At 69.4% G+C, this 16,707-nt stretch carries 16 protein-coding genes; 7 read left to right on the top strand and 9 right to left on the bottom strand.

What is annotated here, in order from left to right; translation table 11 throughout:
• Positions 1 to 41: 41 nt before the first annotated feature.
• On the top strand, positions 42 to 941 hold the full coding sequence (locus AB4120_RS16550; RefSeq protein ID WP_149138303.1) for a LysR family transcriptional regulator: 900 nt from the start codon (positions 42 to 44) through the stop codon (positions 939 to 941).
• On the opposite strand, the gene AB4120_RS16545 is transcribed toward AB4120_RS16550, so the two are convergent.
• The 3 genes from AB4120_RS16545 to AB4120_RS16535 all read right to left on the bottom strand — a co-directional run bounded on the left by AB4120_RS16545 (position 938) and on the right by AB4120_RS16535 (position 5,815).
• Positions 938 to 1,585 (bottom strand): response regulator transcription factor, encoded by a 648-nt coding sequence (locus AB4120_RS16545; RefSeq protein ID WP_149138302.1) that lies wholly within the window; start codon positions 1,583 to 1,585, stop codon positions 938 to 940. The two genes, AB4120_RS16550 and AB4120_RS16545, sit on opposite strands and share 4 nt — an antisense overlap.
• A 110-nt stretch (positions 1,586 to 1,695) precedes the next feature.
• Positions 1,696 to 2,529, bottom strand: coding sequence for a hypothetical protein (locus tag AB4120_RS16540; RefSeq protein WP_441642587.1), 834 nt, complete (start codon positions 2,527 to 2,529; stop codon positions 1,696 to 1,698).
• Between the two features lie 250 nt (positions 2,530 to 2,779).
• Positions 2,780 to 5,815: an autotransporter outer membrane beta-barrel domain-containing protein gene (locus tag AB4120_RS16535; RefSeq protein ID WP_441642586.1), complete on the bottom strand. Its 3,036-nt coding sequence runs from the start codon at positions 5,813 to 5,815 to the stop codon at positions 2,780 to 2,782.
• A 501-nt stretch (positions 5,816 to 6,316) separates the two neighbouring features.
• Here AB4120_RS16535 and AB4120_RS16530 point away from each other — a divergent pair.
• Positions 6,317 to 6,520, top strand: a complete 204-nt coding sequence (locus AB4120_RS16530; RefSeq protein WP_262389865.1) for a hypothetical protein — start codon at positions 6,317 to 6,319, stop codon at positions 6,518 to 6,520.
• A gap of 24 nt (positions 6,521 to 6,544) precedes the next feature.
• Here the strand turns inward: AB4120_RS16530 and paoC are convergent, their stop codons facing one another.
• Genes paoC through paoA form a run of 3 tightly spaced genes read right to left on the bottom strand, consistent with a single transcriptional unit; the run spans position 6,545 to position 10,378 of the window.
• Positions 6,545 to 8,758, bottom strand: a complete 2,214-nt coding sequence (gene paoC / locus AB4120_RS16525) for an aldehyde oxidoreductase molybdenum-binding subunit PaoC (RefSeq protein ID WP_149138298.1) — start codon at positions 8,756 to 8,758, stop codon at positions 6,545 to 6,547.
• 16 nt (positions 8,759 to 8,774) lie between these two features.
• Entirely contained in the window at positions 8,775 to 9,725 is a 951-nt protein-coding gene (locus AB4120_RS16520) for an FAD binding domain-containing protein (RefSeq protein WP_149138297.1), read from the bottom strand.
• Positions 9,722 to 10,378: an aldehyde dehydrogenase iron-sulfur subunit PaoA gene (gene paoA, locus AB4120_RS16515; RefSeq protein ID WP_149138296.1), complete on the bottom strand. Its 657-nt coding sequence runs from the start codon at positions 10,376 to 10,378 to the stop codon at positions 9,722 to 9,724. The genes AB4120_RS16520 and paoA overlap by 4 nt, the downstream gene beginning before the upstream one ends.
• Positions 10,379 to 10,648: 270 nt before the next feature.
• On the opposite strand from paoA, the gene AB4120_RS16510 reads away from it, so the two are divergent.
• The 4 genes from AB4120_RS16510 (at position 10,649) to AB4120_RS16495 (ending at position 14,177) form a co-directional block, all read left to right on the top strand.
• A complete protein-coding gene (locus tag AB4120_RS16510; protein ID WP_441642585.1) occupies positions 10,649 to 11,797 on the top strand; it encodes a cytochrome P450 in 1,149 nt (382 codons plus the stop codon).
• A gap of 14 nt (positions 11,798 to 11,811) precedes the next feature.
• Positions 11,812 to 12,198, top strand: coding sequence for an antibiotic biosynthesis monooxygenase family protein (locus AB4120_RS16505; RefSeq protein ID WP_149138295.1), 387 nt, complete (start codon positions 11,812 to 11,814; stop codon positions 12,196 to 12,198).
• A gap of 12 nt (positions 12,199 to 12,210) precedes the next feature.
• On the top strand, positions 12,211 to 12,960 hold the full coding sequence (locus AB4120_RS16500; RefSeq protein WP_441642584.1) for a sulfite exporter TauE/SafE family protein: 750 nt from the start codon (positions 12,211 to 12,213) through the stop codon (positions 12,958 to 12,960).
• A gap of 101 nt (positions 12,961 to 13,061) precedes the next feature.
• On the top strand, positions 13,062 to 14,177 hold the full coding sequence (locus AB4120_RS16495; RefSeq protein ID WP_441642583.1) for an extracellular catalytic domain type 1 short-chain-length polyhydroxyalkanoate depolymerase: 1,116 nt from the start codon (positions 13,062 to 13,064) through the stop codon (positions 14,175 to 14,177).
• Between the two features lie 21 nt (positions 14,178 to 14,198).
• On the opposite strand, the gene AB4120_RS16490 is transcribed toward AB4120_RS16495, so the two are convergent.
• Both AB4120_RS16490 and AB4120_RS16485 read right to left on the bottom strand, forming a co-directional pair.
• The gene (locus AB4120_RS16490) at positions 14,199 to 14,513 is read right to left on the bottom strand and encodes a 2Fe-2S iron-sulfur cluster-binding protein (RefSeq protein ID WP_149138293.1); all 315 of its coding nucleotides are present in this window, start codon (positions 14,511 to 14,513) and stop codon (positions 14,199 to 14,201) included.
• Complete coding sequence (locus AB4120_RS16485; protein ID WP_149138292.1) at positions 14,506 to 15,111, bottom strand: IMPACT family protein; 606 nt, start codon at positions 15,109 to 15,111, stop codon at positions 14,506 to 14,508. Before AB4120_RS16485 ends, AB4120_RS16490 begins: the two co-directional genes overlap by 8 nt.
• A gap of 156 nt (positions 15,112 to 15,267) precedes the next feature.
• On the opposite strand from AB4120_RS16485, the gene AB4120_RS16480 reads away from it, so the two are divergent.
• A complete protein-coding gene (locus tag AB4120_RS16480; RefSeq protein WP_441642582.1) occupies positions 15,268 to 15,897 on the top strand; it encodes a DUF938 domain-containing protein in 630 nt (209 codons plus the stop codon).
• On the opposite strand, the gene AB4120_RS16475 is transcribed toward AB4120_RS16480, so the two are convergent.
• Positions 15,894 to 16,658 (bottom strand): sulfite exporter TauE/SafE family protein, encoded by a 765-nt coding sequence (locus AB4120_RS16475; RefSeq protein ID WP_144197723.1) that lies wholly within the window; start codon positions 16,656 to 16,658, stop codon positions 15,894 to 15,896. The two genes, AB4120_RS16480 and AB4120_RS16475, sit on opposite strands and share 4 nt — an antisense overlap.
• Between the last annotated feature and the right edge of the window lie 49 nt (positions 16,659 to 16,707).

Genomic DNA, 16,707 nt, shown 5'->3' with positions numbered 1-16,707 from the left:
TGCTACCAATCCGCAACGCATATGAATACGGAAGGTTGACAATGGACCTGAACGGGCTTTCCTTGCTGGTGGACATCATCGAGGCCGGCAATCTCAGCCGTGCCGCCACGCAACTGGGCATGAGCCGCGCCAACGTCAGCAAGCGCCTCAACCACTTCGAGCGGCAGATTGGTGCGGAATTGCTGCGTCGCAGCACGCGGCAGCTGGAGCCGACGGAGCTGGGCTGGCAGTTGTATGAGCACGCCCGGGCCATCCGCCACGAAGTGATGGCGGCGCAGGAGTCGGTGGAGAGCCTGGGGAAGCGGCTGAGCGGCACGGTCCGGCTCAGCGTGCCGAGCGGCTTCGGCCAGCACACGATGTCCGCGTGGTTCATCGAGTTCATGAACCTGTATCCGGCCATCACGCTGAACGTTGTGTTCGACAACGACATCGACGACCTGATCAAAGGCGCGGTGGATTTCTCCGTCCGCGTGATGGGCGATGCGCCGACCAACGCCGTGGCCTGCAGCCTTGGCGACGTCGAGTACGTGGCCTGCGCCACGCCGGACCTGGTGCGCACCTGCGGCATGCCGCAGACCCTGGAGCAGTTCAAGGGCCTGCCGCTGATTACTTCGGAACTGACGGGGCAGAAGCTGCATGCGGCGGGGCGGCCGGGCCCGGCAAGCCGGCAGCTCGACATCCGGCCCAGGCTGATGTCGGCCAATTTCTTCTTCCTGCGCGATGCCATCCTCCAGGGGCTGGGGGTTGGACTGGTGCCGCACTACATGGTGGACCAGGACCTCGCCACGGGGGCGCTGCTGCGCCTGCCGCTGCCGGCGGAGGATTTGTCCTTCCTCCGAACCACCATGTACCTGCTCTATATGCCGGCGCGCTACCAGACCCGCGCCGTGTCCACGCTGATCGCGTTCCTGCAGGACAAGACAGCAGAAAGAAGCGCCTAGATCACACCGTGTTCGTAGGCGTAGCGGATGAGGTCGGTGTTCTTCTTGACGCCGAGCTTGTCCATGGCCGTGGACTTTTGCGACGAGACGGTGCTGATCGACCGCCCGACCCGGGTGGCGATCTCCTGCAACTGCAAGCCCTGGACATAGAGGCGGACCACTTCCGTCTCGCGCAGTGTCAGGTCGTGGACCGGCTTCTTCATGGCGCCGGAGGTGTTGAGCAGCGTGCGGATGGTCGACGAATAGAAGCATTCGTCCGTGGTTGCCACGTGCACGCAGGCCTGGACCACCTCGTCGAGTTCGTCCTGCTTGCTGACGAATGCGCGCACGCCAAGGTTCATGGCGCGGGCCACGATGCCCGGGTTCATCTGGCCGCTGATGACCACGATGCGGGCATCGGGATGCCGCTCGATGAGCTGCCGTAGCAGGTTGAAGCCGTCGACGCTGCGATCCGTCTGCCCCATGGCGAAGTCCGTCACGATGATGTCGACTTCGGCATCGGCCAGCGCGCGGATCAACGCGCTGCCGTCTGCGCATGCACAGATCACCTCGAACCCTGGCGTGGCGGCCAGGCAATCGTGCAATGCCTTGACGATGAGGGGATGGTCGTCTGCGACGGCGATGCGATTGGCCATCAAGGTCATAACGTTGTCTCCGAACAGGTCGATGCTAGGGTGGTCAAACGGGCGGCCAAACCGGCCAGGAAGCCTCGCCCGGCCGGCACGTGGCGGCCGCCGGGCGAGCGGGTGTCGAGCTATCGGGGGCGGCAGGCGCGCAGGCTGGCCTGCTGCGCCGCGATGGCCGTGCGCAGTGCCTGGTATTCGGGCAGGAGGCGGATCATCTGCATGACGAACTGTTCGCAGCGCTGCGAAGGAACCGGCGAGGCCGCCACGGACAGCACTGCGGCCGGATGTGCCAGCGCCGGATGGATGGCCAGCCAGCGTGGGGTGGCGGCATAGCCGCGCAGGCGCAGCAGCATCAGCAGCTCCACCGGCACGGCCTGTTCGATCGGCTGGTCGAAGTCAGCGAGCGACGTTGGCGTGTGGCCGTGGCTTTGCGCGAGATGGCGGTCGGCCAGCTGCAATGCCAGTTCCACGAACGCGGTTTCGGTGTCGCGCCAGTGCGCGGCCATGTCGGCAAGCGGCGACTCCGTGGTGCGGAACGCGGCCCCGGGCACCTCGATGTCGAGTGCCTGCCCTGCAACCTGGATGATCATGCCCGTGGCGCCGCTCAGCGTGGGCTGGTAGAGATTGTCGAGCTCGGAGTGCTCGCCAAACCATTCCCGCAGCGCGAACGCCGCCAGATCGCGCCAGTCGAGCGCGAGCAGCATCGCCACCTGGAGTGCCAGATCGGACAGATCGGTCTTGTTATAGTGGGTGCCGTACCAGTGCTTGCGGTGCACGACCATGGCATGCGAGCCGGCCAGGCTCTCGAGCACGCCGGACCGGAGGCTGGCGGCATTCGGTGCCAGCACGCCACGCGCGGTGGCGTTGATGGCCTGCCATTGCCGGACCCGGCCCAGTCGGTACATCGCCCGCGCCGCGCGCGATAGCGATACGGATGCCGGTGCTTCGAAAAACTCGGTCATGGTACTTGCAGTACCGATTCCTGAGCAGCGCCGCCTCCATCTCGGCGGGATGGGTGCCGGGGTGGCTCGGATGGTCTGCCTCAATCTCCAGCGGAAAATTTTTGTGCATATGCGATAGGTGTGAAAGTCATGGCCTACGTTAGCCGCTTAGCCGTGATGTCACCATCGCTGTTTCCTGAAAATGCAAACTGGCCGGTGCCAGCCCACCCCCTTCATCGATATCGATTTGAATAAACTGCGAGTCGCCGGGCTACCAGTGATAGGAGAAGCCGACCGCGCCGCCGTGCGTGCTGCCGTGGGTGCCCAGTTCGCCGTCGTAGCGAATGGACAATCGGCTACGTGCCGTGGGGCTGACGCTCATGCCTAGCCGGAGTTGGGCGGCATTGCGGTTCTGGCCGCTGCCGTGCACCGTGAAGTCGGTGGCCGGGGCGCCGGCGTAGCGCGCGGTGATGGACTGCGTGTTCGTGCCGAAGGTGTGGACCCAGGCCGCCGCGGCATCGATGCGCCAGGCGCCGGCCGGTCCGTCGAACAGGTGGCGCCATTCGGTGCCGAGCAGCGAGCGGACCGAATTCGTCGAGCGCGAGGGCAGCACGAGGTTGACGCTGTCCGCCCCAGTTTCCGTCGTGCCGGATAATTTGACCGTCTGCACTTCCGCGCCGGCAAACGGCGACAGCACGCCGGGCAGCGCCAGCGGCAGGTCCATGCCGGTGCGCAGGGCGGCGAAGAACTGGTTGCCGTGCGTGCTGCCGGTGGCCGTGCGGGGCACCTCGGTAAACGTGATGTCGCGGCGCATGTCGTCGATATTGCGCGCATAGCCCAGCGCCTTGCGGAACCAGAATCGGCCCGCCGTGTAGCGGCCATAGAGCACGGCCTGATAGCTGTCGAACTGGCCGTGCACCGGCAGGCTGTGGGTGAAGGTATTGCCGTGGAGGTAGCCGAATGCCACCCCGCCGGTGAACGCCGGCGTCCATTGATAGTCGACCCCGGCCATCACGCCCGCCAGGTTGATGTCCTGCGACAGCCACGTGTCATAGCCGCCGATGCGGCCGGTGTTGCCCAGCACGGTGGCCCATGCGCAGAAGCGCGCCGCCGGCACCGCAGGGGTGCAGGTCTCGTCCGCGAGCCGGGTGTCGATGGCGTTCATCCCCGCCCGCGCCGCCGCGTAGTGGGCGTTCGGCAGCGCGGCGTAGGCTTCCGCGCTCAACTGGTCGATCGCCGCGTAGGCTGCCGCGCCTTCCACGTTGAACAGGTCGACGGCCACTGACAGGAAATCCCGGCTCGGCGCGCTGTTGGTGCCTGCGGCGAAGGCGTCGCGGTCCAGGGCGGTCTCCACGGCGATCTCGTTCGGCGTGCCGCCGGCCAGCGCGAAACCGCGCATGACCACGAGATAGGCGTTGTTCGCATCGTAGGCCAGGGACGGCGTGGCGAATGGGTTGAGCGTGGTCACGCCCGCGAACGTGCCGGTCAGCCCGCCCGAGGCGGTCAGGATCCGGTACGTATCGGCGGGACGCAGCGACAGTGCGCGCAGGCGGGCCTGCACCGTGCCGCCGGCCAGCGCGGCGGGGCCGGTGACGTCGATCAGGTCGTTGCTGGTATGTGAGACATCGACCTGATACACCCCGCTGGCCGCCTGGCTGTAGCTGCCCGCGACAGACAGCGTGCCAACCGACAGCGGTGCCCGGGGCGCGGCCGACACGGCGGCGTTCCCGGGTGCGACCATGCCCTGTACGCTCAGGGCGCCCTGGACCGTGCCCGTACCGGCCAGCGCCGCGCCGGGCGACACCGCCACCGCCGGGCTGGCGAGTGTGCCGTTCACGCGCAGGGTGCCGGTCTCGATGGTGGCCGATGTCCCGATTTCCGTGCTGCCGTCGAGCGACCAGTCCGCGCCGCGCATCGAAAGCGCAGGGAATCCATAGGCGCGGCCGGGCAGGCTGCCGCTGCCCTGCAGGATCAGGGCGTTGCCGGCGCCGTTGCCGCCGTCGAGGTCGCCCGATATGGTGCTGCCGGTATCCAGCGTCAGCGTGCTGTTCGCCCCGGTGAACTGCACGGCGACGCCGTTGCCCGTCAGCGTGCCCGCGTTGACGATGGCGACGTTGGCGCCCGCGACGATGGCCGGCCCCTGGCCGCCGGCAATCGTCGCGCCCGCCTGGTTGGTCACGCTGGACGGACCGTCCGCGCCATCGATCCGGATGGCCGGGATGTTCGCACCGCTGGCCGTGATCGTGCCGGCATTGACGATCTGGCTCGCCCCGTTGAGCGAGATGGCGCTGGTCGTGGACGACTGGACCACGCCCCCGGGCGCTACTTCTATATAGAGGCCGGTCACGCCGGGCTGGGCGGTCAGGCTGCCGGCGAGCTGCCCTGCCACCACGAGACCGCCGCCGCCGATCTGCCACGCCTGTTCGTCCGCGTTCGCGCCCGTCAGCGTCCAGAGGCTGGCGCCCTGTTTCTGGAGGATGCCGAAGTTCCGGTACTGCGCGGCGGGGCCGAGGGAGGCGAGGTCGAAGCTGCCCGCGTCGGCGCCGCCCAGCACCAGCATGTTGCCGGTGCTCGCCGCCGCGCCGCCGTCCACGATGCCGTTGATCCATGCGGTGCCCGTGATCTCGAGCCGGTCATCCCCCGGGCCGAAGGCGATGGCCACGCCGCTGCGCCCGTCGATCTTGCCGCTGTTGACGATCGACGCCGGTGCGCTGGGGCCGGTATGCAGGTCGATGGCCGCGCCCTCGTCCGACGCAATCAGGCCGGCGTTGTCAAGGGTGAGGGCGGGCGTGGCGAGGATGCCGTGCGCATGCCCGACGATGCGGCCCGTCGCCAGATTGACCACGGTGCCGCTCTCGGCGAAATGGATGGCGGCCTGCGTGCTGGAGTAGTCGAACACGTCGCCGGCAATGTCGCCGGCATTGATTACGATGCTGCCGGACTGCCCGAGGTAGATGCCGTCGAGCTTGCCCGCGATCACCGCGCCTGCGTGGTTCACCACGGTGCCGCCGGCAAACATCGCCACGGCGGTGGTGCCGGGGCTCGCCAGCACGCCGAAGTTGGTCAACGTGCCCAAGGGGAGGTGCACTGCGTTATAGCCGCCGTAGACGGTGCCGTTGTTGGTCAATTCCCACCCCGAACTGCCAGAGGCGTCGATGGCGACGGCGCCGTTCCCGCGCGTGTCGATGATCGCGCCGGGCACCACGACGAACGGACTGTTGGCGCGGCTCAGCTTGTAGCCCACCTCGGAGCTCGTCAGGTCAGTCGCATGAAGGGGCCGGAAGGCGGTGACAAACACCAGGAGCACAGCGATGCGAACTCGGCACGGAACGGGCATCGGCAATTTCCCATTAATCGGAAACTGAGTCCAATATGTTTGATAATGGTTGATATTGGATTATCAGGAAATTATTGTGTGGATTCGAAGGGGAGTTTATGTGGTGCGAAAGAGTTGGGGAAGGAAATTGGTGTCAGAGCCAGGGATTTATTTTCCTGTGAAGTCTGATATTTATTTTACGCATCGACATAACGCAATGTGCAATTGTCATTTATTATCAATGGGTCAGCTCGCCATGCAAAAAATACAGAGCCAGCGGGCCTGACAGCGAAAGGAGATGCTCACTACAGACGCAATACCGGATTACCCGGGGGCGCTCCGGATATATATGTAACAGCGCTGGAAATCTGGGCGACTCGCCCTAGGGTATTAGGATGGGCACTGCCCTTCTCATTTTGCATCCTTAGCCATGGGGGATTACGAATGGCCATCCAGTCACTCGCATCTCATAGCACGGCGCAATTACGACGAATGATTGGCCACTTGCAGACCGAACTGGACGCCCTGGAGCGTCTGTCGTCATTGAATCCCGAGGTGCAGGCACGCCTCGGCTATGCCTGCACGCGACTGCGGGAGGGGCTCGAAGCAGTGGAGGACGCACAGCGCTCGCTGCGGTCGCTGCAGGAAGTGCGGCCTTCGGCGCTGCGCGATGCCCGTCCGTCGCGCAAGGCCTGACGGACGGGGATCTGGCGCGGCGAATCACGCCATGGTGGGCATGCCCGCCAGGAGCTTGTCCAGCGTGACCGGGTAGTCACGCACGCGCACGCCGGTGGCGTGGTAAATGGCATTGGCCACCGCCGCGCCCACGCCGCAAATGCCGAGTTCTCCCACGCCCTTCGCTTTCATGGGCGAGGAGATGGGGTCCACCTCGTCCAGGAAAATCACCTCCTGGTGCGGAATATCGGCGTGCACGGGCACCTCGTAGCCGGCGAGGTCGTGATTGACAAAAAAGCCCACGCGTTTGTCGATGGCGAGTTCCTCCATCAAGGCGGCGCCCACGCCCATCGTCATGGCGCCGATCACCTGGCTGCGCGCCGATTTCGGATTCAGGATCCGGCCCGCCGCACACACGGCCAGCATGCGGCGCACGCGAATCTCGGCAGTCGCCATGTCCACGCCCACCTCGACGAAATGCGCGCCGAAGGTGGACTGCTGGTACTGCTTATCGAGATCGCCGAATTCCAGGGTGTCCTCGGCAGTGACGCCTTCGCCCGCCGCCTGCGCCAGCGGCACGCTGCGGCCTCCGGCGCGGATCTGGCCGCCCTCGAACACCGCGTCCGTGGCGTTCACGCTCAGGCCGGCACGCTCGGCCAGCAGCTGGCGCAGCTTCACGCAGGCGGCATAGACGCCTGAGGTGGCGCTGTTGGCGCCCCACTGGCCGCCGGACCCTGCCGACACCGGGAACGACGAATCGCCCAGCCGCACCACCACCTGCTCGATCGGCACACCCAGCATCTCGGCCGCCGTCTGGGCGATGACCGTATAGCTGCCCGTGCCGATGTCGGTCATATCGGTCTCCACGATGACCCGGCCGCCCTTGTCCACCCCCACGCGCGCGCCGGATTTCATGACGAGGTTGTTCCGGAACGCCGACGCCACGCCCATGCCGACCAGCCATTGCCCCGCCTTCGTCGCGCCGGGCTTGGGGTTGCGCGCCTGCCAGCCGAAGCGCTCGGCGCCCAGCCGCAGGCATTGCACGAACTGCCGCTGCGAGAATGGCCGCGCGGGCTTCTCCGGGTCCACCTGCGTGTCGTTGAGGATGCGGAACTGCACGGGGTCGATGCCGGCCTTCTCGGCGATCTCGTCGATGGCGATCTCCAGCGCCATCATGCCCGGCGCCTCGCCCGGCGCGCGCATGGCGTTGCCTTCGGGCAGGTCCAGCGTGGCCAGCCGCAGCGCGGTCATCCGGTTGGCGCCGGCGTAGAGCAGGCGCGTCTGCTGCACGGCGGTCTCGGGCCCGCCGCCGGGCAGGTCGCCCGACCAGCTTTCATGGGCGATGGCCGTGATCCTGCCGTCCCGCGTGGTGCCGATGCGGATGCGCTGGATCGTCGCCGGCCGGTGCGTGGTGTTGTTGAACATCAGGGGCCGCGTCAGCGCCACCTTCACGGGGCGCCCGGCCGCGCGCGCGCCCAGCGCCGCGAGCAGCGCCTCGGCCCGCACGAACAGCTTGCCGCCAAAGCCGCCGCCGATATAGGGCGAGATCACGCGCACGTTTTCCTTGGGGATGCCGAGCGTGGCCGCCAGGTCCTCGCGGCCCCAGGCGATCATCTGGTTGGCGGTCCACAGCGTGAGCCTGTCGCCGTTCCAGGCGGCGATGGAGGCGTGCGGCTCCATCATCGCGTGCGACTGGTCGGGCGTGGTGTAGGTGGCGTCCAGCTGCACCGGCGCGGCCGCGAAGCTGCCGGCGAAGTCGCCGACGGCCGTCTCCGGCTTGCCCGAAAAGTCATCGCCCTTCGGCGCCACGGCCGCATCGCGCGCGGCGGCCAGGTCGAACGCGCCTTTCCCGGCGGCGTAGCGCACGCGGATCATTTGCGCCGCCGCGCGGGCCTGCTCGAAGGTCTCGGCCACCACCAGCGCCACGGCCTGGTGATAGTGCTGGATTTCCGGGCCGCCGAGCAGCGCGGCGGTATTGCGCTGGCCCTTGCCGAGCTTGCCGGCGTTCTCGGCCGTGACGATGGCCAGCACGCCGGGCGCGCGGCGCGCGGCGACGGTGTCCATCGACATGATGCGGCCTTTGCCGATGCCGGCGCCCACCACATAGCCGTACGCCTGGTTGCGTGCCACGTCGTGCCGCTCGTAGGCATAGGGCGCGGTGCCGGTGACCTTGTGGGGGCCGTCGATGCGGTCCGTGGGTTTGCCAACCACGCGGAGCTGGTCGATCGGGTTGGTGGTGGCGGGGGTATCGAATTTCATCGTCCGTGTCCTCCGGTCAGGTGCGGGCCTGCGCCAGCACGGCGGCGAGGGTGCGCTGGAACAGCGGCACCTTGAAGGCGTTGTCGTGGGTCGGGCGGGCATCCGCGAACAGGCGCTGGGTCACGGCCTGGGCGCCGCGCGGCAACTCGGTCTCGGCGGCTTCCAGGCGCCACGGCCGGTGCGCCACGCCGCCCACGGCCACGCGGCCGGTGCCGTCGCGCTGCACGATGGCGGCCACGGACACCAGCGCGAATGCGTAGGAGGCCCGGTCGCGCACCTTCCGGTACAGCTGCACACCGCCGATGGGCGGAGGCAGCGTCACGGCGGTAATCAGCTCGCCCGGCTCCAGCGCGGTCTCGATCTGCGGCGTGTTGCCCGGCAGCTTGTGGAAATCGATGATGGGAATGACACGCGTGGCGCCCTTCGGGTTGACGGTTTCCACCGTGGCGTCGAGCACGCGCATGGCCACCGCCATGTCGCTCGGATGCGTGGCGATGCACGCGTTGCTGGCGCCGATCACCGCATGCTGGCGCGTCACGCCGCCGATGGCCGCGCAGCCGCTGCCCGGCACGCGCTTGTTGCAGGGCTGGTCGGTATCGTAGAAATAAGGGCAGCGCGTGCGTTGCAGCAGGTTGCCCGCCGTGGTGGCGCGGTTGCGCAACTGTCCGGAGGCGCCGGCCAGCAGCGCGCGGGCCAGTACGCCGTAGTCGCGCCGCACGCGCGGGTCGGCGGCGAGGTCGGTGTTGCGGACCAGCGCGCCGATGCGCAGCCCGCCCTGGGTGGTGGCCTCGATCTTGTCCAGCGCCAGGCCGTTCACATCGATCAGATGCAGCGGGGTCTCGATACCGAGCTTCATCAGGTCGAGCAGATTGGTGCCCCCGGCGATGAAGCGGCTGCCCGGGATGCGCGTGGCAGACGCGGCGGCCTGCGCCGGCGACTGGGCGCGTTCGTAGGTAAAGGGGATCATGCTCTCCTCCCGGCGACGTCGCCGATGGCGTCGAGGATGTTGGAGTAGGCGCCACAGCGGCAGATGTTGCCGCTCATCCGCTCGCGGATCTCCTCGGCGCTCAGCGGCGGGCGCGCGTTGAGGTCGGCGCTGACGTGGCTCGGGATGCCGGCCTGGATCTCGTCGAGCACGGCCACGGCGGAGCAGATCTGGCCGGGCGTGCAGTAGCCGCACTGGTAGCCGTCATGCTTCACGAAGGCCACCTGCATCGGGTGCATGCGCTCGGGCGTGCCCAGGCCCTCGATCGTCGTGATTTTGGCCTCGTGGTGCATCACCGCCAGCGTCAGGCACGAGTTCAGCCGGCGCCCATCGACGATGACCGTGCAGGCGCCGCACTGGCCGTGGTCGCAGCCTTTCTTGGTGCCGGTCAGGTGCAGGTGCTCGCGCAGGGCGTCCAGCAGCGTGGTGCGGGTGTCGAGGTCAAGCTCGCGCCGCTGGCCGTTGACGATCAGCGACACCTTGTGGGAGATGGGCGGGCGCGTGGTGGCGGGGGAGGGCGCGGCGGCGGGCTGGCCGGTGGCGGCGCCCGGCACGGCGGCGGCGGTCACCGAGACCGCGCTCGCCTTGAGCAACTCGCGCCGCGATAGCTTGATAGGGTCGCGGAAGTCTTCCATGGGTGGGGGATTCCTTGTGATGTCGGACGCGGACGCCCGAAATTGCAATGTGGCGACGGTTGCGCGCAGTTATTACACGGCGCGGGCCGGCCGCGCGGGGCGGCTGCACGGGGCGTCTGCCGGTGCGGGCAGAACGGCGCACAAAACATGCCCGAGCGCGCCCGCGCCGTTGTCAGGCCCGCCTGCCCGCATTCGACGTTTCATGTCGCCATGAAGCATCGGCGGCACGGCGTGACGCACACTGCATCCATTCGCCACGGAGCCGCCCCCATGAACGTTGCCGATCCGATTGCCGCCGTCACCGATGCGGACCCCTATCCGTACTACCGGCACCTGGCCGCCACGCGGCCGTTCCACCACGATGCCGCGCTAGGCCTGTGGGTGGCCGCCGGCGCCGACGCGGTGGCCGAGGTGCTCGCCCATCCCGACTGCCGGGTCCGCCCGACGGCCCAGCCGGTGCCGCCCGCGCTGGCCGGCACCCCGGCGGGCGACCTGTTCGGCAGGCTGGTGCGCATGACGGACGGGGCGCCTCATGCGGCGCTCAAGACCGTGGTCCTGCGGGCGATGGCGGGCATCGACCTGCCTGCCGCCCGCCTCCGCGCCCGCGCGCTGGCCGCGCACCTGCCGCGTGTGGAGGCCGACGACGCCCACGAGGCCAATCGCTGGATGTTCACGCTGCCCGTGCTCTGCGTGGCGGACCTGCTCGGGCTGCCGCTGGAGCGGGACGAAGCCGGCCATGTGTCCACGCGGGTGGCCGGCTTCGTGGCGATGTTCGCGGCGGCCATGTCGCCGCTGGCCCGGCCCGCCGATGTGGAGGCGGGCGCCGTGGCCGCGCAATGGCTGACGCGCTGGGCGGGGGAGCATGCCGCCCCGGGAGGACTGCTGGCGGCGATGGCGCAGGCCGCTGGCGAGGCCGACATCGACCCCGCCACGCTGCTGGCCAACGCCATCGGCCTGATGATCCAGGCCTGCGAGGCCACGGCCGGGCTGGTCGGCAATACGCTGGTGCGGCTGGGCCGGACTGGCGAAATGGGCGATGTGGGGGATGTGGGCGATCTGGGCGATCTGGAGCCACTGGTCGCGGAGGTCGCCCGCACCGATCCGCCAGTGCAGAACACGCGCCGCTTCCTGGCCGCAGACGCCACGCTGTGCGGCGAATCCCTGAAGACCGGCGATGCCGTGCTGGTGCTGCTGGCCGCCGCGTCCCACGACCCGGCGGCATCCCCCCCTGACCGGCCATGGACCTTCGGCACCGGCCGCCACGGCTGCCCCGGCGACGCGCTGGCGCGTCTTCTGGCTGCGGCCACTGTCGACAGCCTGCTGCAGCGCGATGTGGACCCACGCCGCCTGCTGCGCGGCTTGCGCTATCGTCCATCCGTGAACGCGCGCATTCCGCTGTTCACACCATCCCACTATTAAATAGAGGAGCCCCCATGATTGCCGTGATCTTTGAAGTCGAACCCGCGCCGGGCCGCCAGGACGCCTACCTCGACATCGCCGCCCACCTCAAGCCGACCCTCGAGGCCATCGACGGCTTTATCTCGGTGGAGCGTTTCCAGAGCCTGACCACGCCCGGCAAGCTGCTGTCCCTCTCCTTCTTCCGTGATGAGGCGGCGGTCATCGCCTGGCGCAACACGCTCGACCACCGCCAGGCGCAGGCGGCCGGGCGCGGTGGCGTGTTCGCCAACTACCGGCTGCGCGTGGCCCAGGTGCTGCGCGACTACGGCCTGAACGAGCGTGACGAGGCGCCGGCAGACAGCCGGGCCGTGCACGCCGATGTGCCCAACGGTGTGTCCACTGATGTGTCCACCCCGCGCTAAGGGAGCCTGTCGATGTTCCACGTCGGTCCCGAATTCGCCTTTATCGGCCTGACCTTCCTGCTGGCGGGCTTCGTCAAGGGCGTGGTGGGCCTTGGCCTGCCGACCGTGGCGGTGGGCCTGCTCGGGCTGGTCATGCCGCCCGTGCAGGCCGCCGCGCTGCTGGTGGCGCCGTCCATGGTCACCAACGTCGTGCAGCTGTTCAGCGGGCCGCGCTTCGGCCAGTTGCTCTGGCGGCTGTGGCCGATGCTGGCGACCATCTGCGCCGGCACGTGGCTTTGCGCCGCGCTGGTGCCGGCCAGGATGATGGACCACGCCACCAACGCGCTCGGCGTGGCGCTGATCGTCTATGCCGTGATGGGGCTCGCCGCCGTGCGGCTGGTGGTGCCGCCCCGGGCGGAGCGCTGGATGGCGCCGCTGGCCGGGCTGGTCACGGGGGCGATCACCGCCGTGACCGGGGTCTTCGTGATTCCCGCCGTGCCTTACCTGCAGGGGCTCGGCCTCGACAAGGAAAGCATGGTGCAGGCGCTGGGGCTGTCGTTCACGGTCTCGACCATCGCGCTGGCCGTGAGCCTGGCGCTGGGCGGCGCGCTGCTCCATACGCCGGTGCTGGGGGCCTCGCTGCTGGCGCTGGTGCCGGCGCTGGGCGGGATGTTCCTCGGCCAGTGGCTGCGGCACCGGATCAGCGCGGAGCGCTTCCGGCGCCTGTTCTTCTGCGGATTGCTGCTGCTGGGCGCGGATCTGGCGCTGCGCGGCATCGTCTGACCGGCCTTGGCATGAAAACCTGACACAATCGCCCCGGATACTGGCGCAGGATCGCAAGGTGGCATCCGCCACGGCACCGGACGACGAAAGGGCGATGCGGCATGACACGGCGCAGGGGTACTACCCAACTGTGGGCAACGCTGGGCAAGCAGGCGGCGCGCAGCGCCCGGCGCCTGCAACGCACGGTGACCAATTCCGTGCTGAAGACGGCCAGGCAGCAGGGCAGCGCGGTCAGCGAGGCCATGGGCCGTGCCGTGGGCAAGGCCGCGCACCGGGCGCTCACCGGCGTGGTCACACCGGCGCAGGCGCCGGTCAGCAAAAGCGGCGGGGTCTGGGAGGAGGGGGTATGGGGCTTCACCCTCGGCCTCGGCGCGTTGGGCCAGCGGCGCTATCGGATCTTCGTGCCGCCGGGCGTGAGCGCTGCGCGGCCCGCGCCGCTGCTGGTGCTGCTGCACGGCTGCGGGCAGGACGCCGCCAGCTTTGCCGCCTGCGCGCGCGTGACCACCGTGGCGCGCGACGCGCGCTGGGTGGTGCTGATGCCCGAGCAGTCGGTGCAGGCCAATTCCCAGCGCTGCTGGAACTGGTTCCGGCCGGACGCCCGGGGCGCGTCCGAGGCGGCGCTGCTGATGTCGATGATCGACCATGTCTGCCGGCGCTACGCCATCATCGGCGAGCGGGTTTGCGCGCTGGGCCTGTCGGCGGGCGGGGCGATGGCGATGATGCTGGGCCTGCGCTACCCCGACCGCTTCGCCGCCGTGGGCTCGCACTCGGGTGCCGTGCCCTACAGCGCCGCCAACGCGGCCCAGGCCCCGCGCGCCATGCGCGGCGAGCGCGTGCCGGACGCCGTGGCGGCCCGGCTGGCGCTGGCGGGTCGGCGTCCGCCGCCGTTGCTGCTGCTGCACGGCGATGACGACACCGTGGTCACCTACGACAACGCCACCTCGGCCGCCGCGCTGTGGCTGGAGCTGCTGCCGCCCGGCGCGCCCGCCCCGAAGGCCATGCCGCCCCGGCGCGTGCGGCGTGGCACCCGGCGCGCGGTGGATGTTTTCGACTGGCAGGCCGGCGTGCGGCCCTTCATGCGGCTGGTCAAGGTGGAGGGGCTGCGGCATGCCTGGAGCGGCGGCGCGCCGGGGCAGGCCTTTGCCGATCCGACCGGGCCCGATGCGCTCAAGATCGCCCTGCGCTTCTTCTCTGTGAACGGGCGCGGGCTGGCCTGATGGGGCGATTTACCCGGGCGCCTAGTTTGTGCCGACGGGCTCGAAGGCCACGTCGCTGGTCGGGCACGCCACGCACGGCAGGATCAGGCCCTCGTCCTTCTCATCCGCACTGAGTCCCGGCCACTCGATCCGATAGCGCACGCTCCCCGCGTGAAGCTGGCTGATGCAGGCCCGGCAGGTACCGTTGCGGCAGGAGCTGGGCAGGGCGACGCCTTCGAGCAGGGCCGCTTCGAGCAGGCTCAGCGAGGCCGGCGCGGCGTAGCGCGTCTCGCCGGGCAGCACGTGGGCGGTGAATTCGGCGCTGTCGTGCGTGGTGATGTCGTCCTGGTCAGGCATCGGCTTCCGGGAACCGGGCGCGGCCATGGGTGGCGTCGCGCAGGGTGGCGATGGCGGGCTCGCGCAGCGTGGCCGGCAGGCGGATTACCAGCCGGGCCAGCGCGCCATACCGGGTGTCGGCCAGCGTGCAGCCCTCGCCGGCCATCGATTCGATCCAGCGGCGCACGCGCGGTTCGTCGGCATAGTCCACCTCGACGTCCAGCGTGGCGTAGGCGATGCGCTCCACGCGCTCGGCATCCTTGAGCGCGGCGGCAATCGCATCGGTATAGGCGCGCACCAGGCCGCCCGCACCCAGCTTGACCCCGCCGTAGTAGCGGATCACCGCCGCCAGCACGCCATCGAGATCATGGTGGCGCAACACTTCGAGGATCGGCCGGCCCGCCGTGCCGGACGGCTCGCCGTCATCGGACATGCCGGACTGTCCACCCGCCAGCAGTGCCCAGCACACATGGGTGGCGGCTGGGTGCTGCGCGCGCAGGTCCTGGAGCACCGCCATGGCGGCCTCGCGGTCTGGCACGGGCGTGGCCAGGCCGATAAAGCGGCTCTTGCGGATCTCGAGGTCCGAGTGCACGGGGGTGGCAAGCGTGTAGGTGGGCAAGGCGGCGGAAATCGGCCGAAACCGGCGGGGTGACTGGGCAGGAGAGGGAGTGTAGCGCAGCCGGGGCGGAGCGCCGGGGCGCCGGGGGCGTCTGACCGCGCAGAGGCGCCGTGCCTGCTACCCTTGCGCCTGTCACCCGCGAAAACAGGAGCACCCATGACCCGCCCGTCCCCCGATCTCGCCGCGCGCCGCATGGCGCCTGCCACCGAGCGCAACCGGGAGCCGATCCTTGCCGTGCTGCGCCAGGTGCTGCCGACCAGCGGCACGGTGCTCGAGATTGCCAGCGGCACCGGCCAGCACGCTGTCCACTTCGCCGCCGCGCTGCCGGGCATCACCTGGCAGCCGAGCGACCCCGATGCCACCTGGCGCGAGTCGATTGCGGCCTGGGCGGCCCACGCCGGGACGACGAACGTGCTGCCGCCGCTGGCCCTCGACGTGCGCGCGGAACCCTGGGGCATTGACGCCGTGTCCGCCATTGTCTGTATCAATATGATCCACATCTCGCCGTGGGCGGCCGCCGAGGCGCTGTTCGCCGGTGCCGGCAAGCGGCTCGGGCCGGGCGGCGTGCTCTACCTCTACGGCCCCTACAAGCGCGACGGCGCCCACACGGCGCCCAGCAACGCGGCCTTCGACGCGCAACTGCGTGCCGCCGATGCCGAATGGGGCGTGCGCGACATGGAAGCGGTGATCGCGCTCGGTGCGGCCCAGGGCATGACCTGCGACGCGCCCATCCCGATGCCGGCGAACAACTTCAGTCTGGTCTTCCGCAAGCCGGCGGCAGGCTAGCCGCGTACGAGCATGACCACCGCCGTGGCGATCAGGCAGACGGCGAACGCGGCGCGCAGGCGGCGTTCCGGCATCCGGTGCGCCAGCGCCACGCCCCAGGAGATCGTCAGCATGCCGCCGAGCGAGAGCGGGATGCCGCTGGTCCAGTCGACATGGCCGGCCTGGGCATAAGTCATCAGCGCGACCACGGCGCCCGGCGTGACCAGCGCCAGCGCCAGCCCCTGCGCGGCGGCCTGCCGCATGCCGAACAGGCCGACCAGCGCCGGCGCCGCCACCACGCCGCCGCCCACGCTGAAGAACCCCGAGAACGCCCCGCCCACCACGCCCACGGCCGGAATCCAGCGCGACGACAGCCGCGCCTGCTGCTGGGTCACGGCCCGGCCGGGCATCAGGCGCCACAAGAAGTACAGGGCGAGGCCGATCATGAAGATCGCGAAGATCCGGCGCAGGAGCTGGGCGTCCATGGCGGTGGCCAGCCGGGCGGAGAAGTAGGTGGCCAGCACGGCCGAGAGGCCGAGCACGATGGCGGTGCGCAGTTCGATATCGGCCCGTTTGCGGTACTGCCAGAAGCCGATCACCACGTTGGGCGCGATCATCACCAGCGAGGTGCCCTGGGCGAGCTGCTGGTCCATCCCGTAGAGCAGCCCGAGCGCCGGGATGGCGATCAGCCCGCCGCCGATGCCGAACAGGCCCCCGACCCCGCCGAGCAGCCCTCCAAGTCCGAAGATGAGCAGGGCGGACAGCAACGAATGGTCAGGCATGGTGAATCCGGGGGCGTCAGGGGGGCGAAGAGCGGTGCGAAGAGCGTCG

Source organism: Cupriavidus sp. 2KB_3 (assembly GCF_052115685.1).
Classification (GTDB): Bacteria; Pseudomonadota; Gammaproteobacteria; order Burkholderiales; family Burkholderiaceae; genus Cupriavidus; species Cupriavidus campinensis.
Note: the sequence above shows the minus strand (reverse complement) of the source record. Positions and strands in the feature narration are given on the sequence as shown.

Excerpts from the sequence above, each read along its gene's own strand:
- AB4120_RS16550 (WP_149138303.1), top strand. The coding sequence starts at position 42 with ATGGACCTGAACGGGCTTTCCTTGCTGGTGGACATCATCGAGGCCGGC.
- AB4120_RS16545 (WP_149138302.1), bottom strand. The coding sequence starts at position 1,585 with ATGACCTTGATGGCCAATCGCATCGCCGTCGCAGACGACCATCCCCTC.
- AB4120_RS16540 (WP_441642587.1), bottom strand. The coding sequence starts at position 2,529 with ATGACCGAGTTTTTCGAAGCACCGGCATCCGTATCGCTATCGCGCGCG.
- AB4120_RS16530 (WP_262389865.1), top strand. The coding sequence starts at position 6,317 with ATGATTGGCCACTTGCAGACCGAACTGGACGCCCTGGAGCGTCTGTCG.
- paoC (WP_149138298.1), bottom strand. The coding sequence starts at position 8,758 with ATGAAATTCGATACCCCCGCCACCACCAACCCGATCGACCAGCTCCGC.
- AB4120_RS16520 (WP_149138297.1), bottom strand. The coding sequence starts at position 9,725 with ATGATCCCCTTTACCTACGAACGCGCCCAGTCGCCGGCGCAGGCCGCC.
- paoA (WP_149138296.1), bottom strand. The coding sequence starts at position 10,378 with ATGGAAGACTTCCGCGACCCTATCAAGCTATCGCGGCGCGAGTTGCTC.
- AB4120_RS16510 (WP_441642585.1), top strand. The coding sequence starts at position 10,649 with ATGAACGTTGCCGATCCGATTGCCGCCGTCACCGATGCGGACCCCTAT.
- AB4120_RS16505 (WP_149138295.1), top strand. The coding sequence starts at position 11,812 with ATGATTGCCGTGATCTTTGAAGTCGAACCCGCGCCGGGCCGCCAGGAC.
- AB4120_RS16500 (WP_441642584.1), top strand. The coding sequence starts at position 12,211 with ATGTTCCACGTCGGTCCCGAATTCGCCTTTATCGGCCTGACCTTCCTG.
- AB4120_RS16495 (WP_441642583.1), top strand. The coding sequence starts at position 13,062 with ATGACACGGCGCAGGGGTACTACCCAACTGTGGGCAACGCTGGGCAAG.
- AB4120_RS16490 (WP_149138293.1), bottom strand. The coding sequence starts at position 14,513 with ATGCCTGACCAGGACGACATCACCACGCACGACAGCGCCGAATTCACC.
- AB4120_RS16480 (WP_441642582.1), top strand. The coding sequence starts at position 15,268 with ATGACCCGCCCGTCCCCCGATCTCGCCGCGCGCCGCATGGCGCCTGCC.
- AB4120_RS16475 (WP_144197723.1), bottom strand. The coding sequence starts at position 16,658 with ATGCCTGACCATTCGTTGCTGTCCGCCCTGCTCATCTTCGGACTTGGA.